This window comes from Pseudomonas oryzihabitans, from assembly GCF_007665395.1.
Lineage (GTDB): Bacteria > Pseudomonadota > Gammaproteobacteria > Pseudomonadales > Pseudomonadaceae > Chryseomonas > Chryseomonas psychrotolerans_C.
The window spans coordinates 433573-447268 of the sequence record NZ_VDND01000002.1 but is presented as its reverse complement, the minus strand read 5'-3'; the positions used below and the strand labels follow the sequence as shown (position 1 = coordinate 447268).

Sequence of the window (13696 nt, the reverse complement as noted above, 5' to 3'; positions counted from 1 at the left end):
TAGCGTGCCCCTACCTTCCATTGCCGAGATCCGCATGGGCCTGCTTCGCCTGTCCCTGTCCGCCAAGGTCTTCCTCGCCGCCCTGGCGCTCTGCGCCTTCGCCGTGCTGGGCATGGCCTGGGCCTCCTACCTGAGTTTCTCGCGGGACTTCCTCGGCTATCTCAACGAACAGGCCGAACAACGCCTGGACGCCCTGGTGCCGCGCTTCGAGCACGCCTACGCCGAGCACCACGGCTGGGACTTCCTGCTCAACCAGCATCCGCCCGAGGCCTGGATTCAACTGATGCGGCCGGAATTTCCAGCGAATGCCACCACGCGACCCTCCCCGCCGGTTTCGGATCTTACCGGCGCCTTTCTGCGCTTCTCACTGCTGGATGCCGAGCATCACTACCTGATCGGCTTTCGCGATTTGCCACCCCGCCCCCTGCTGCGTGCCCTCCACTGGCAGGGCCAGGTGGTCGGCTGGCTGGCGCTGACCCCCTTCGAAGCGGTGATCAGCGACGGCGACCGCCGCTTCCAGCAGAGCCAGATCCGCTCCAGCCTGGTGATCGCCTTCGTCTGTCTGCTGCTCGCCGCCGCCCTCGCCTGGTGGATCGCCCGTACCCTGCTACGGCCGATCCGCACCGTGGCGGCCGCTACCCACCGCCTGGCGGCCGGCGACTACGGTATCCAGTTGCCCATCCGTTCCGCCGACGAGGCCGGCCAACTCGCTCAGGACTTCAACCGCCTGGCCAACGCCCTGGCGGACAACGAACGCCAGCGGCGGGTCTTCATGGCCGACATCTCCCACGAACTGCGCACCCCCCTGGCGGTGCTCAAGGGCGAACTGGAAGCCATGGAAGACGGCATCCGGCCGCTGGATCTCGGCGGCCTGAAGTCGCTACAGACCGAGGTTGGCTCGCTGAACAAACTGGTGGACGACCTCTTCGAACTGTCCCTGGCCGAAGTCGGCGGCCCCACCTATCGCCACGAAGCCGTGGACCTGGCGACGCTGCTGGCGCTGACCGCCGACGCCTGGCGTGCGCGCTATCGCCAGGCCGGTCTGGACTTGCAACTGGAATTGCCGGACGTGCCCCTGATGATCCACGGCGACGAGGCGCGCCTCGGCCAGCTGTTCTATAACCTGCTGGAAAACAGCCTGAGATACACCGAGACCCCCGGCCAGGTGCGCCTCGCCGCGCGCCGGGTGGGCCCCCTGCTGCAGGTCGACCTGCAGGACTCCACCCCCGGCGTGCCGGCCGCCGATCGCGCGCGGCTGTTCGAACGCTTCTACCGCGTCGAGGGCTCGCGCAGCCGCCGCAGCGGCGGCGCCGGCCTGGGCCTGGCCATTTGCCGCGGCATCGCCGAGGTCCACGGCGGACACCTGCAGGCGCACGCCTCCCCCCTGGGCGGCCTCTGGCTGGAACTCCAACTGCCCGCCCTCGACGACCGGAGCCCGGCATGAGCCAGACCATCCTGCTGGTGGAAGACGAACCCAAGCTCGCCGCCCTGCTCGGCGACTACCTCAAGGCCGCCGGCTTCGCCTGCGACTGGCGCGCCGACGGCCAGGAAGCCCTGGCGACGATCCGCGCGACGCCGCCCGACCTGGTGCTGCTCGACCTCATGCTGCCCGGCCTGGATGGCCTGGAGGTGTGCCGCGCGGTACGCGCCTTCAGCGCCCTGCCGATCATCATGGTCACCGCCCGGGTCGACGAGATCGACCGCCTGCTCGGCCTGGAACTGGGCGCCGACGACTACATCTGCAAGCCCTTCAGCCCGCGCGAGGTGGTGGCCCGGGTCAAGGCCGTGCTGCGCCGCAGCGCGGCGGGCGGCCTGCCCGCGCCCAGTGGCCTGCAGCTGGACGCCGAGGCCTACCAGGCCAGCTTCAACGGCCAGCCGCTGGAGCTGACCCCGGTGGAATTCCGCCTGCTGGCGACCCTGGCCAAGCACCTCGGCAAGGTGCTCTCCCGCGACCAGTTGCTCAACCACCTGCATGCCGACTACCGCATCGTCACCGACCGCACCGTCGACAGCCACGTGCGCAATATCCGCCGCAAGCTGCACCGCCTCGACCCGGATTGCGAGCTGATCCGTTCAATCTATGGAGTGGGGTATTGTCTGGAGTCTTGAGGCTATCGACCGCCTTCAGGCATCCGCCGCCCAGGCCGCCATCGCCGAGCCCAACCGGGTAGCCGGCCGGTCCCAGTGCAGGCGCAGGTCGCCGATCGCCAGTGCCGGGCGCAGGCGCAGCGCCGGCCCCCAGGCGGTGGGCTCGGATTCGGCGTCGTAGTCGGCGGCCTGCACGCCGGGGTACAGCGGCTCGGTGGCCACAGTGGGATGCGCGGTCAGCAGGCCGGCGGTACGGGCCAGGGACAGGCGCGCGCTCAGGGTACGGCCTTCTCTCACCCGAGCGGTCAGACCGCGGATGACCGCGGCGGCCATCAGATAGCCGGTGGCGTGGTCGAGGGCCTGGACCGGCAGGGGCGCCGGCTCCGCCACCTGCCGCCAGTCGCGACCGGCCGCGGCGATGCCCGAGGACATCTGCACCAGGCTGTCGAAACCACGGCGGCCGGCCCAGGGCCCACTCCAGCCATAGGCATTCAGGCTGACGTCGACCACCGTCGGATTGAGCACGCGACGCCGGATCGCGCCGTAGCCCAGGCGCTCCAGGGCCTCCGGACGATAGCCGTGCACCAGCACGTCGGCCGTGCCGAGCAGGCGCTCGAACGTCAGCCGGTCGGCGGGCCGGCGCAGGTCGAGACGGGCGCACCTCTTGCCCAGGGTCACCTCCGGCGCCTGGGCCGGCTCGTCCCAGGCGGGCGGATCCAGCCGCAGCACCTCGGCACCCAACCCCGCCAGCAAGCGGGTGGCAATGGGTCCGGCGAGGATGCGGGTCAGGTCGAGTACGCGGATACCGGCCAGGGGCCGCTGCGGCGCGGGCCGCCAGGCCGAGGGCGACGGGCAATCCTGCCAGTCGAGGGCCACCAGCGGCTCGGCCGCTACCGCTCGGCCCTGGGCGTGGACCTGCCAGGCCGCCAGGCCGCGCATTTCGGCAGCGCAGCCGCCGGCGCCGACCACCGCCGTCTCCAATGCGGTGGCCGACCAGCTGGCGGCCGCCTCGGCCACCGCGCCGCGGGTCCCGGCACAGCCCAGGACGCCGAGCGCCGCCGCCCGATGGTGGGCCGCATTGGTGTGCAGGCGAATCCAGCCGTCGCGGGTGGGATAGTCGCCAGCGACCGGATCCCAGGTGCCCGGCAAGGCCCAGCCCTGGGGCTCGAGCGAACGACTGAACCAGGCCGCGGCCAGATGCCGATCCACCCGTACCTCGGCGGCCGGCCCGGTCGCGCCGAGCAATTCCGCCACGGCCAGGCCGGCTACGCCCATGGACGCGGTGGCCAGGTCGCTGACGGGAAAGCAGGCGGCCAGGCTGTCGGCATTCTCGACTCGCAGTTGCCCAGCCCTCTCCGGAGGCAGTTCGAAGGCGGCGATCACCTCCGCGAGCAGCGCTGGAAAGGCCGGGAAAGCCACCGGAGATGTCGCCATGACGGACCGCCTCGCAAGGATGGAATCCCGCCCAAGGTAGTCCGTGCAGGACGACCAGGAAAGCGTGCGGCGACGGGCCGCCGGCGGACGGCGGCCACCTCGACCGTCCAGCCCGCGCGGGGGACAAATCGACGGCGACCGGGGTCTCCCCTTCATCGCCCTCAACCGACTTCACCGGGAGCCCTCCATGACTGCAAGACAACTCCTCATCGCCGGCGCCAGCGGCATCATCGGCCAGGCCGTGCTGGAGGCCTTCGCCCAGAGCGGCTGGTCCATCGCCACCGTGGGCCGCTCGACGGCGGCGCCGAGCCGCTTCCCCCACGTGACCGCCGACTTGTTGGACGCCGGCAGCCTGGCCGCCGCCACGGACAGGTTCGCCGGGGTGACTCACCTCTTCTACAGCGCCCTCAAGCCCAATCCGGACCCCGGCGTAGAGGCCGACGAAAACGCCGCCATGCTGGAAAACCTGGTGGCCGCGCTACGCCACGCCGGCGCGCCCCTGGAGCGCATCACCTTCGTCCAGGGCGGCAAGATCTACGGCGCCCACCTGGGCGTCTACAAGACGCCCGCCCGCGAAGATGACAGCCGCCACTTCCCGCCCAACCTCTATTTCCGCCACGAGGATTTCGTCCGCAGTCTCGAAGCCGAAGGTATCCGCTGGACCGCGCTGCGGCCCGACATCGTCATCGGCCATTCCCTGGGCTCGGCGATGAACCTGGGCAATCTGATCGGCCTCTATGGCGCCCTGTGCAAGGAAACCGGTACCGCCATGCAATTCCCCGGACCGGAGCAGGCCTATCGTGGCGCCCTGGTCAATGTCACCGCCGCGCCACTGTTGGGTGAAGCGGCGGTGTGGGCGGCCGAAGCGGAAAAGGACGGCGCCTTCAACCTCACCAACGGCGACGTCTTCCGCTGGAGCCATGTCTGGCCGAAGCTGGCCGACTGGTTCGGCCTGGAGGTGGGCGAGCCGCAGCCGATTTCCCTGGATCAGCGCCTGACCGCGCTCAAGCCGGTCTGGCAAGCCCTGGCCCGGCGGAAAAACCTGGCCGAAGCCGATCCCCGGCGGATCGCGCCCGGGGCCTTCGGCGACTTCATCTTCCATGTCGAGACGGACGCCATCTTCGACGTGACCAAGGCGCGGCAGGCTGGCTTCCAGCGGATGCTCCTGAGATCGGACGAGGTACTGCTGGCGCACCTGGAAGACATGCGGCGGCGGCGGCTGATTCCCTGACGCCTCGCGCACCGGGAAAACGCCAGGGACGGCGCGCGGTCTCATCCCGGTCGCTTCTTCCATCGCCACAGGAGATCCCGATGTACGCAGACACCCTGAGCTGGGGCCACGGCCCGCGCCGCTTCGAAGTCTTCCTCGAGCCCACCTGCCCCTTCTCGGTGAAGGCCTTCAACAAGTTGGACGACCTGCTGGCCCAGGCCGGCCCGGACCGCATCACCCTGCAGATCCGCCTGCAATCCCAGCCCTGGCACCTGTTCTCCGGCGTGGTGGTGCGCTGCGTGCTGGCCGCCGCGACCCTGGCAGGCGGCAAGGACAGCGCCAAGGCGGTGCTGGGCGCGGTCGCCGCCCATCGCGAGGAATTCGAGTTCCAGGACCACGCCACCGGCCCCAACCGCGACGCAACGCCCAACGACATCATCGCCCGCCTGGAAGGCTACAGCGGCCTGGCCCTGGCCGAAGCCTTCGCCCAGCCGGACCTGCAGCAGGCCATCAAGTGGCACTGCAAGTACGCTCGGCAGAACGGCATCCACGTCTCGCCCACCTTCATGATCGACGGCCTGGTGCAGCCGGATATCAGTAGCGGTGATTCGGTCGCCGACTGGATTGCGCGGCTGGGCTGACGCCCGGGGCCGAAGCGAGGGCAGGCATGGCGTCTTCCCTCGCGCTATGCTCGGCAGCCTCCCCTCGACTCGAGACCGCCTGTCCATGGCCTGCCCCGCTGGAGCTTCATCCTGGGAGCCCTGAGCATCTACCTGGGCCTCGCCGCCCTCGCCTTCGGTGCGGCCACGCTACTGCCCCTGCAATCGGAAGCGGCCCTCGCGGGTCTGCTATTGACCGGGCGCTACGCCACGCCGCTCCTGCTGCTGGCCGCTACCCTGGGCAACGTCCTGGGGTCGACGCTGAACTGGTGGCTGGGCACCCACCTCGAACGCTTTCGCCAACGCCGCTGGTTTCCGGTGTCGCCGGAACGGCTTGCCCGTATCCAGACGGCCTACCAGCGCTGGGGCTGGTGGTCGCTGCTGCTCAGCTGGACACCCATCGTCGGCGACCCCCTGACCCTGGTGGCCGGGGTGATGCGCGAGCCGCTGTGGCGCTTCCTGCTGGTGGTGACCCTGGCCAAGGCCGCGCGCTACGGCGTGGTCTGGGGACTGACGCTGGGCTGGCGTTGAGCCGGCACCCCAGGCCGTCTTCCTCTACCCTGCGCCCTTCAGGCGTGCCGACGAGTTGCCTGGACGCCAAGGGACCGCCGCAGAGCTGTTACGCCAGCCCGCCTGGACGACGGCCGCGCCAGTCGCCGCACCTTGGAATGGACAGCCAGTCAGATGTCTCTCGACAACCTGAGGAGCCTTTGCCATGAGCGACAACATCCACGACAAGGTGGTGGTGATCACCGGTGCCAGCAGCGGCCTCGGCGAAGCCACCGCGCGCCGGCTGGCCCAGGAAGGAGCGCGGCTGGTGCTGGGCGCGCGCCGGCTCGACCGCCTGGAGGCCCTGGCGGCGGAGTTGCAGGCCACCGGTGCCCAGGTGGCGGTCCAGGCCACCGACGTGACCCAGGCCGAGCAGGTCCAGGCCCTGGTCGACCTCGCCCTGGAAAGGTTCGGCCGGGTCGACGTCATGCTCAACAACGCCGGGCTGATGCCGCATTCGCCGCTGGACCGGCGGCGGCTGGAAGACTGGGACCGGATGATCGACGTCAACATCAAGGGCGTGCTCTATGGCATCGCCGCGGTCCTGCCGACCATGCAGGCGCAGCAGAGTGGCCACATCATCAACGTCTCGTCGGTCGCCGGTCACAAGGTCCGCGCCGGCAGCACCGTCTATTCGGCCACCAAGCATGCCGTGCGGATCATTTCCGAGGGCCTGCGCCAGGAGGTCAAGCCCTATGGCATCCGCACCACCATCCTCTCCCCCGGCGCCGTCGCCACCGAGTTGCCCAACAGCATCAGCGAGGCGGACGTCGCGGAAAACGTCCGCAAGCTCTATGAGCTGGCCATTCCCGCCGACGCCTTCGCCCGGGCGGTGGTCTACGCCCTGAGCCAGCCAGACGACGTGGACATCAACGAGATCCTCTTCCGGCCCACGCGCCAGGAATACTGAGCCGACAGCTTCAACCGGCCTGGCGGGTTCGCAGTCCCTGCCAGCCGGCCTCGACCGCCGCCAGATCGGCAGGCGGGATGAGCTGGGCGGGAATGCGGCTGCTCCGCGACAGGTTGAAGACCTGGCGGCCCTCGGCGGTCATGACGTCCTGCATGACCTTGAAGCCGGGCAGGATGCGACTGTACAGGTGCTCTTCCAGGCCGCAGGGTGATCTCGGCCGCGTGCTGCCTTCGTAGAAACGCGGCGCCTGCGCGTTGAGGTCGACCCCCGCCAGATAGATCTCGGTGAAACCCAGGTGATACGCCAGTTGCAGCGCGATGTAGGCCACGGTGCGCACATCGAAGACGCCGTAGTCCATGTCCCGACTGAAACCTATGTCGCGCGCGCGGCGACTGAGCAGGGTGAGCGTGCGCTCGGCTTGGTCGCGCTCCCGCCCGAGGTAGTGTTCCAGACGCGTACTGGGCGCTCGGCGCAGCGCGTGGGCCTTGGCCTGCCGGCTTCCCGCCAGCCTTTCGATCGCCGCGGGCCACAAGGCCAGCCGTTGCGCCTGCTCGAGCCCACGTTCATAGAGGTCGGGTTGCTGCTCGGCAAAGCTCAGGTCGCTGCAGACGTAGAACAGTGGGCGGATGCCGCTCCCGGTCAGCTTGGCGATGGCGCCGTTCATGGTGATGATCGGCACCGCCCGCCAGGCATCCAGGTTGAGCTCGCCAGCCGAAGGGCCGGAGGCCAGCAGCAGCACCGGGCCGCGTTGACTATTGCGCAGTGACGCGAAGTCCTGACTCACAGGGGCACGTCGCCTGCAGCCGCGTCATCCCGGATCTTGGAAAGGCTAGGTGAAAACTGATCGAGCGGCATACCTACCAGCTCCTGACAGGTAACGGTGACGTCATTTGTCATACATGATCAATTGCGCCGCTCGAAAAAATAACCGGGCACAATAAGGGTTCACGCGACCAAGGCTACGCTTTGTCGATTAGGACTCACTTAAGACGTCCCGAGCGGTGTCCGCCCGAAGGCAAGCGACCCGCGTATTGCTGAGCCAGAACGAAGCGTGGCTACGCAGGGTTTCGAAGCATCCGGTGGCCGGCCAAGGTTGCCCCCTGAGGTGACAGCCGCCGCTCAGGGGCCTTGGGAAGACCCGCCGACCGTCAGGACAGGCCGCCTGGGGTAGCTGTGGGTACCGCAGGCGAGCAGCCCTGCAGCACCCATCGGGAACCTCCGCGCACGGCCTCAGCGGCGCGCGACAGGCTCGCTCAAGCCAGGCAGGCTCGTGAAGCCGGCGCCGCGACCTGGGCGCCCGCGCGGGCGCAACGGCCGAGCGCGAGCCGTGACGCTTCCCCGCCGACTAGGAACCCCGGTAGGTACTGAAACCATAGGGGCTGAGCAACAGCGGTATATGGTAGTGCTGCGCCGGCTGGGTGACGTCGAACACCACCGGGATCTCGGGGAAGAAGGCACTGCGGCCCTGCTGGCGATAGTAATCCCCGGTCTTGAAGACCACGCGGTATTCCCCCTTCTCGAAGGTCTTCTCCGGAGGGAACAGCGCCGGCACCCGGCCCTGTTCGTTGGTGACCTCCTCCGCCAGCGGCTGCCAGCCCTGCCCCACCTGGCGCTCCAGGGTCACGTGCACCCCGGCCGACGGCTTACCGTCTTCCAGGTTGAGCACATGGACACTCAGGGGATTGGGTGCGGCAACCGCGAAGCCGGACAGGGCCAGGCCAGACAACAGCACGAACGTCTTCATGGAAATTTCCTTCAAGGGTGGGAGGTGAGGTCGAGGTGCTCGGCGGCCGCCAGCGCACAGCGCTCGTCCGCCCCGCCACCGCCGGCACCGGCGATGCCCAGGGCGCCGACCAGCTGGTCGCCTTCGTAGAGCGGGATGCCCCCGCCCAGCAGCAGCAATTCGGGCAGGGTGACGAGATTGGCGGCGTCCGGGTTCTGCCGGGCACGTTCGGCCAGCGCCTGCGTGGGGGTACGGGTGGAGAGCGCGGTGAACGCCTTGCGCCGCGCCGCCTCGGCGTTGTGCGGCCCGACGCGGGTATCACGCTGCAGCAGGATCGTCTGGCCGCTGCGATCGAGCACCGCAAGCGCTGCGCTGCAGGGCGCGGCCTGGGCCAGCCGCTTTGCGGCATCAAGGTCGAGATCGGGATGCTGCGGCAAGGCCGCCTGCGCCTGAGCGAGCGCAGTGGTGCCAAGGAAGACGACGGTTAAGGCAGTAAGAAAGCGCGACATGATGCGGGGTCCAGGAGATGACCCCGCCACCCTATCCTGATCGTTCGGTCAGGAATGGGTACCGGCGCGTGACAATTTTGTCAGTTCAATCAGACGGATGACCGCGACCTGGGGCAGCGTTCACGCCGAGCATCCAGCGCACCTTGGGCACCAGCCGGTCAAGGTCAGGCGCACTCTGTGGACTCTGCCGAACGTGCAGACGGTCACTCAGCGTGATAATCCGCCAGCCTACTATTGATCGATTAGATCAAAACATGTTTTATTGTGATCAGAACAATCACAAGGTAGGCATGACCATGAAATTCCGCGGCATCGTTCCCGCCCTCGTCACCCCGTTCGACGCCCAGCAGCGCGTCGATGAAAATGCCCTGCGCGGTTTGATCGAAAATCTGATCGGCGCTGGCGTCCACGGCCTGTTCGTACTGGGCACCAACGGCGAGTTCTTCGCCCTCTCCGAAGCCGAGAAGCTGCGTATCGCCGAGCTCACGGTAGACGCCGCCGGCGGTCGGGTGCCGGTGGTAGCCGGTACCGGTGCCTTCGCCACCCACGAAGTGATCGAACTGAACAAAAAGATGGCGGATCGCGGCGTCGACGCCCTTTCCGTCATCACGCCCTACTTCAATGCCGTCAGCCAGAAAGAGCTGATCACCCACTACGAAGCCATCGGCGACGCTTCCTCGCTGCCGCTGATGCTCTACAACATCCCGGCCAAGACCGGCATGTCCATCGGCATCGGCGCCGTCGCCACCCTGAGCCAGCATCCCCGGATCAAGGGCATCAAGGACAGCGCCGGTAACTTCGACGCCCTGGTGCAGATGCTGAAGTACCGCAGCGACGACTTCGCCGTCTTCGCCGGCACCGACTCCCTCATCTACTGGAACCTGCTGGCAGGTGGCGACGGCGCGGTGGCGGCCACGGCCAATGCGGTACCCCAGGTCGTCATGACCATCTGGAACGCCTTCCAGGCTGGCGACCACGCCACCGCCCGCGCCGCCCAGGAAAAGCTGCGGCCGCTGCGCGACGCCTTCGCCCTCGGGACCATGCCGTCGGTACTGAAGAAGGCCGCCGACCTGCTCAACGTCCCGGTCGGTCCCTGCCGTGCCCCGGTGGCGCCGCTGGACGAAGCCACCGTACACAAGCTCGAAGGCCTGCTGGCCGTCTATCGCGACTGATCCGGAGCGCCCATGTCCCTCTACCATTTCCAGACCGTCAAACACCTGGTCCATGGCGCCGGCGCCCTCGACCAGCTCGGCGACAAGCTCGCCCTCCTCGACGTCCCGCTGCGCCGCGTGGTGCTGGTCACCCAGCAGGCCATGCACGGCCTGGGCGTGACCGAGCGGGTCAAGGCGCAGCTGGCCGCCCGCGACATCGAGGTGGCGGTGATCGACAACGTCGAGATCGAGCCGACCCTGGAGAACATCGAGCAGGTGTTCCGCGAGCAGGTCGCGCCGCGCCAGCCCGACGCCCTGCTCGCCATCGGCGGCGGCTCGGTGCTGGATGCCGCCAAGCTGTTCGCGGTCATGCTCACCAACGAGCAATCGCTCAAGTCCATGCTGGGTATCGACCAGGTGATCCGTGCCGGCCTGCCCACCGTGCTGGTGCCCACCACTGCGGGCACCGGCTCGGAAGTGACCCCCAATGCCATCGTCACCCTGCCCGACGAAGAGCTGAAGGTGGGCGTGGTCAGCCGCCACCTGCTGCCCGCGCTGGTGCTGCTCGATCCGCTGCTGACCCTGAGCCTGCCCAAGGCCATCACCGCCGCCACCGGAATGGACGCCTTCACCCATTCGCTGGAGTCCTTCATCTCCAACAAGGCCAACCCGGTCAGCGATACCTTCGCCCTGGAATCCATGCGCCTGATCGCCGGCAGCATCGTCGAGGCCTACCAGCAGCCGGACTCGGTGCGCGCCCGCAGTGACATGCTGCTCGGCTCCACCTACGGCGGCGTGGCCCTCACCGCGGCCGGCACGGCAGCGGTCCATGCCCTCGCCTATCCTCTGGGCGGCAAGTTCCACGTCACCCACGGGGTGGCCAACGCCATGCTGCTGCCCCACGTCATGGCCTTCAACCTGGACAGCTGCGCGCCGCGCCTGAAACGCGCCGCCGTGGTCTGCGGCCTGGCCCGCGAGGAAGACAGCGACGAAGCCGCTGCACACAAGCTGATCGAGCAGATCGCCGCCTGGACCGCCACCCTGGAAATCCCCCAGGACCTGGCGGCCTTCGGCGTGCGCGAGGAGCACCTGGCGGACATGGCGGTGGCGGCGTCCAAGGTCACCCGGCTGATGGTCAACAATCCCAAGCCGCTGAGCCTGGACGACATCCAGGCGCTCTATCGGCGGCTGCTGCCATGACCCGCCTGCTGATCCTGGCCGACGACCTCAGTGGCGCCGCCGATTGCGCCCTGGGCTTCGCCGCGACCCAGGCGACCCGGGTACTGCTCGACGCCGAGGCATTGGATGCCCAGGCACCGGTAACGGCACTGGATTTGGACAGCCGCCGGCTGGACGGGGCCGCGGCGGCCGCTGGCCACCGGGCGCTGCTCGGGCATCCGGCCGTGGCGGGCGCCGCGCTGTACAAGAAGATCGACTCCACCCTGCGCGGCAATGTCGCCGCCGAGGTGGCCGCCCTCGCCCCGCGCGGCCTGGCCCTGGTCGCCCCGGCCTATCCGGCGCAGGGCCGCACCACCCGCGGCGGTATCCAGTACCTGGACGGCGTAGCGGTCGACCAAAGCGATGTCTGGCGCAACGAGGGATTGACCGGCAGCGCCGATCTGGTCGCGCAACTCGGCGCCCACGGGATCAGCTGTGCCCGGCTGGACCTCGCCACCCTGCGCCAGCCGGTCGCCCTGGCCGCGGCCCTGCGCCGCGCGCTGGACAGCGGCCTGCCGGCGCTGGTCTGCGATGCCGAGCGCCAGTCGGACCTGGAAGCCCTGGCCCGGGCGTCCGCGCCCCTGGCGCAACAGCTGTTCTGGGTCGGTTCGGCGGGTCTCGCCGAAGCGCTGCCGGTTGCCCTCGGCCTGGTGGGTACTCCCACCCCTCACCCACGGGCCGAAGGTCCGGTGCTCACGGTGGTCGGCAGCATGTCGCGCCATTCCCAGACCCAGGCCGAGTCCCTGGCGGCCGGGAGCCCGCAACACTGGCAACGCCTGGCCCCCGCCTGGCTGCTGGAGCCGCAGCGGGCGACCGAGCGCACGGCCCTGGCCGCGACCCTGGCCCAGCGCCTGGCCCGCGGCGAGGACGTCCTGGTCAGCCTCGACCAGCAAGCCCGCGACCCGCGCCAGGCCGTGGCCCTGAGCCAGGCCCTGGCCGAATTGCTGCAACCGGCCCTGCACGCGGCCGCCGCCCTCGTGGCCACCGGTGGTGAGACCGCCCGCGCCCTGCTCGCCCGGGCCGGGATCACCGCCCTGGACCTGCACGGCGCCCTCGCGCCCGGGGTGGCCCTGGCCAGCACGCGCTGGCGCGGCCGCGCCCTGAACGTCGTCACCAAGGCCGGCGGCTTCGGCCAAGCCAACACCCTCCTCGACGCCTGGCGCCACCTGCGCGCCAGCCTACCCGCACAGGCCTCGGCCTCCCTGCACAAGGAAGCCCACCATGTCTGAATGTCCCGTCATCGGCATCACCATGGGTGACGCCACCGGCGTCGGTCCCGAGATCATCATGAAGTCCCTGGCCCACGCCGCGGTCTACGATAGCTGCCGCCCGCTGGTCATCGGCGACGCCGGCCGCCTGGAAGACGCCAATCGCATCGTCGGTGGCACGCTGCAGATCAACGCCATCGAGCGACCCAACCAGGCGCGCTTCCAACCGGGTGTGGTGGACTGCATCGACCTCGGCCTGATCCCCGCCGACCTGCCCTACGGCAAGCTGTCGGCCCTGGCCGGCGACGCCGCCTATCGCTACATCGAACGCACCGTGCAGCTCACCTCGGCCGGTGAACTCGATGCCATCTGCACCGCCCCGCTGAACAAGGAAGCCCTGCACGCGGGCGGCCACATCTTCCCCGGCCACACCGAGTTGCTGGCGCACCTCACCGGCACCGAGGAGGTGTCGATGATGCTGATGACGCCGATCCTCAAGGTTATCCACGTCACCACCCACATCGGCATCATTGATGCCATCGCCCGTATCGAGCCGGGCCTGGTCAAGCGCACCATCGAACGCGCCCACGCCACCCTGCAACGCGCCGGTATCCAGGACCCGCTGATCGCCGTCTGCGGCATCAATCCCCACGCCGGCGAGAACGGCCTGTTCGGCTACGGCGAGGAAGAAACCAAGATCCAGCCGGCCATCGAGGAGCTACGCGCCCGTGGTTGGCGCGTGGAAGGCCCGCTGCCCGCCGACACCCTGTTCTTCCGCGCCGGGCGCGGTGACTTCGATTGCGTGGTGGCCATGTACCACGACCAGGGCCACGGCCCGGTCAAGGTCATGGGCCTGGAGGCCGGCGTCAACGTCACCGTCGGCCTGCCGGTGATCCGTACCTCGGTGGACCACGGCACTGCCTTCGACATCGCCGGCAAGGGCATCGCCGACGAACGCAGCCTCATCGAGGCGCTGCGCCAGGCCACCGAACTGGCCAGCCGGCAGCGCGCCAGCCAGGCCGCCTGAGGAGGCCGAC

Annotated in this window: 14 protein-coding genes; 10 read left to right on the top strand and 4 right to left on the bottom strand. The window is 69.1% G+C overall.

The window, feature by feature from the left end; all coding sequences use genetic code 11:
- Window positions 1–34 precede the first annotated feature (34 nt).
- Together FSV73_RS06000 and FSV73_RS05995 are read left to right on the top strand one after the other, a co-directional pair.
- Window positions 35–1444: an ATP-binding protein gene (locus tag FSV73_RS06000; RefSeq protein ID WP_145006195.1), complete on the top strand. Its 1410-nt coding sequence runs from the start codon at window positions 35–37 to the stop codon at window positions 1442–1444.
- Complete coding sequence (locus FSV73_RS05995) at window positions 1441–2109, top strand: response regulator (protein WP_145005321.1); 669 nt, start codon at window positions 1441–1443, stop codon at window positions 2107–2109. Before FSV73_RS06000 ends, FSV73_RS05995 begins: the two co-directional genes overlap by 4 nt.
- Window positions 2110–2124: 15 nt before the next feature.
- Here the strand turns inward: FSV73_RS05995 and FSV73_RS05990 are convergent, their stop codons facing one another.
- Window positions 2125–3522: a CoA transferase gene (locus FSV73_RS05990; protein ID WP_145005318.1), complete on the bottom strand. Its 1398-nt coding sequence runs from the start codon at window positions 3520–3522 to the stop codon at window positions 2125–2127.
- Between the two features lie 187 nt (window positions 3523–3709).
- Here FSV73_RS05990 and FSV73_RS05985 point away from each other — a divergent pair, with 187 nt between their 5' ends.
- The 4 genes from FSV73_RS05985 (at window position 3710) to FSV73_RS05970 (ending at window position 6850) form a co-directional block, all read left to right on the top strand.
- Complete coding sequence (locus FSV73_RS05985) at window positions 3710–4753, top strand: NAD-dependent epimerase/dehydratase family protein (RefSeq protein WP_145005315.1); 1044 nt, start codon at window positions 3710–3712, stop codon at window positions 4751–4753.
- Window positions 4754–4833: 80 nt separating this feature from the next.
- Window positions 4834–5373: a DsbA family protein gene (locus FSV73_RS05980; protein ID WP_145005312.1), complete on the top strand. Its 540-nt coding sequence runs from the start codon at window positions 4834–4836 to the stop codon at window positions 5371–5373.
- Window positions 5374–5484: 111 nt separating this feature from the next.
- A complete protein-coding gene (locus FSV73_RS05975; RefSeq protein ID WP_145005308.1) occupies window positions 5485–5922 on the top strand; it encodes a YqaA family protein in 438 nt (145 codons plus the stop codon).
- A 184-nt stretch (window positions 5923–6106) separates the two neighbouring features.
- Entirely contained in the window at window positions 6107–6850 is a 744-nt protein-coding gene (locus FSV73_RS05970) for an SDR family oxidoreductase (RefSeq protein WP_145005306.1), read from the top strand.
- A gap of 10 nt (window positions 6851–6860) precedes the next feature.
- Here the strand turns inward: FSV73_RS05970 and FSV73_RS05965 are convergent, their stop codons facing one another.
- From FSV73_RS05965 to FSV73_RS05955, 3 genes are all read right to left on the bottom strand, one after another.
- Window positions 6861–7634 (bottom strand): lipopolysaccharide biosynthesis protein, encoded by a 774-nt coding sequence (locus FSV73_RS05965; RefSeq protein WP_145005303.1) that lies wholly within the window; start codon window positions 7632–7634, stop codon window positions 6861–6863.
- A 561-nt stretch (window positions 7635–8195) separates the two neighbouring features.
- Complete coding sequence (gene uraH, locus FSV73_RS05960) at window positions 8196–8594, bottom strand: hydroxyisourate hydrolase (RefSeq protein WP_145005300.1); 399 nt, start codon at window positions 8592–8594, stop codon at window positions 8196–8198.
- 11 nt (window positions 8595–8605) lie between these two features.
- Window positions 8606–9082 (bottom strand): GlcG/HbpS family heme-binding protein, encoded by a 477-nt coding sequence (locus FSV73_RS05955; protein WP_145005297.1) that lies wholly within the window; start codon window positions 9080–9082, stop codon window positions 8606–8608.
- Between the two features lie 296 nt (window positions 9083–9378).
- Between FSV73_RS05955 and dapA the strand changes: the two genes are divergently transcribed.
- The 4 genes from dapA to pdxA are packed head-to-tail and all read left to right on the top strand — an operon-like array spanning window position 9379 to window position 13686.
- Window positions 9379–10254 (top strand): 4-hydroxy-tetrahydrodipicolinate synthase, encoded by an 876-nt coding sequence (gene dapA / locus FSV73_RS05950; RefSeq protein ID WP_145006192.1) that lies wholly within the window; start codon window positions 9379–9381, stop codon window positions 10252–10254.
- A gap of 12 nt (window positions 10255–10266) precedes the next feature.
- The gene (locus FSV73_RS05945) at window positions 10267–11433 is read left to right on the top strand and encodes an iron-containing alcohol dehydrogenase (protein ID WP_145005294.1); all 1167 of its coding nucleotides are present in this window, start codon (window positions 10267–10269) and stop codon (window positions 11431–11433) included.
- Window positions 11430–12680 carry a four-carbon acid sugar kinase family protein gene (locus FSV73_RS05940; RefSeq protein ID WP_145005291.1) on the top strand — a complete coding sequence of 417 codons (1251 nt, stop codon included), beginning with the start codon at window positions 11430–11432 and terminating at the stop codon, window positions 12678–12680. Before FSV73_RS05945 ends, FSV73_RS05940 begins: the two co-directional genes overlap by 4 nt.
- Window positions 12673–13686 carry a 4-hydroxythreonine-4-phosphate dehydrogenase PdxA gene (pdxA, locus tag FSV73_RS05935; protein WP_145005288.1) on the top strand — a complete coding sequence of 338 codons (1014 nt, stop codon included), beginning with the start codon at window positions 12673–12675 and terminating at the stop codon, window positions 13684–13686. Before FSV73_RS05940 ends, pdxA begins: the two co-directional genes overlap by 8 nt.
- Window positions 13687–13696: the final 10 nt, after the last annotated feature.

What these genes read in the sequence shown, in the direction of transcription:
- FSV73_RS06000 (WP_145006195.1), top strand. Translation starts at nt 35, where the DNA reads ATGGGCCTGCTTCGCCTGTCCCTGTCCGCCAAGGTCTTCCTCGCCGCC.
- FSV73_RS05995 (WP_145005321.1), top strand. Translation starts at nt 1,441, where the DNA reads ATGAGCCAGACCATCCTGCTGGTGGAAGACGAACCCAAGCTCGCCGCC.
- FSV73_RS05990 (WP_145005318.1), bottom strand. Translation starts at nt 3,522, where the DNA reads ATGGCGACATCTCCGGTGGCTTTCCCGGCCTTTCCAGCGCTGCTCGCG.
- FSV73_RS05985 (WP_145005315.1), top strand. Translation starts at nt 3,710, where the DNA reads ATGACTGCAAGACAACTCCTCATCGCCGGCGCCAGCGGCATCATCGGC.
- FSV73_RS05980 (WP_145005312.1), top strand. Translation starts at nt 4,834, where the DNA reads ATGTACGCAGACACCCTGAGCTGGGGCCACGGCCCGCGCCGCTTCGAA.
- FSV73_RS05970 (WP_145005306.1), top strand. Translation starts at nt 6,107, where the DNA reads ATGAGCGACAACATCCACGACAAGGTGGTGGTGATCACCGGTGCCAGC.
- uraH (WP_145005300.1), bottom strand. Translation starts at nt 8,594, where the DNA reads ATGAAGACGTTCGTGCTGTTGTCTGGCCTGGCCCTGTCCGGCTTCGCG.
- FSV73_RS05955 (WP_145005297.1), bottom strand. Translation starts at nt 9,082, where the DNA reads ATGTCGCGCTTTCTTACTGCCTTAACCGTCGTCTTCCTTGGCACCACT.
- dapA (WP_145006192.1), top strand. Translation starts at nt 9,379, where the DNA reads ATGAAATTCCGCGGCATCGTTCCCGCCCTCGTCACCCCGTTCGACGCC.
- FSV73_RS05945 (WP_145005294.1), top strand. Translation starts at nt 10,267, where the DNA reads ATGTCCCTCTACCATTTCCAGACCGTCAAACACCTGGTCCATGGCGCC.
- FSV73_RS05940 (WP_145005291.1), top strand. Translation starts at nt 11,430, where the DNA reads ATGACCCGCCTGCTGATCCTGGCCGACGACCTCAGTGGCGCCGCCGAT.
- pdxA (WP_145005288.1), top strand. Translation starts at nt 12,673, where the DNA reads ATGTCTGAATGTCCCGTCATCGGCATCACCATGGGTGACGCCACCGGC.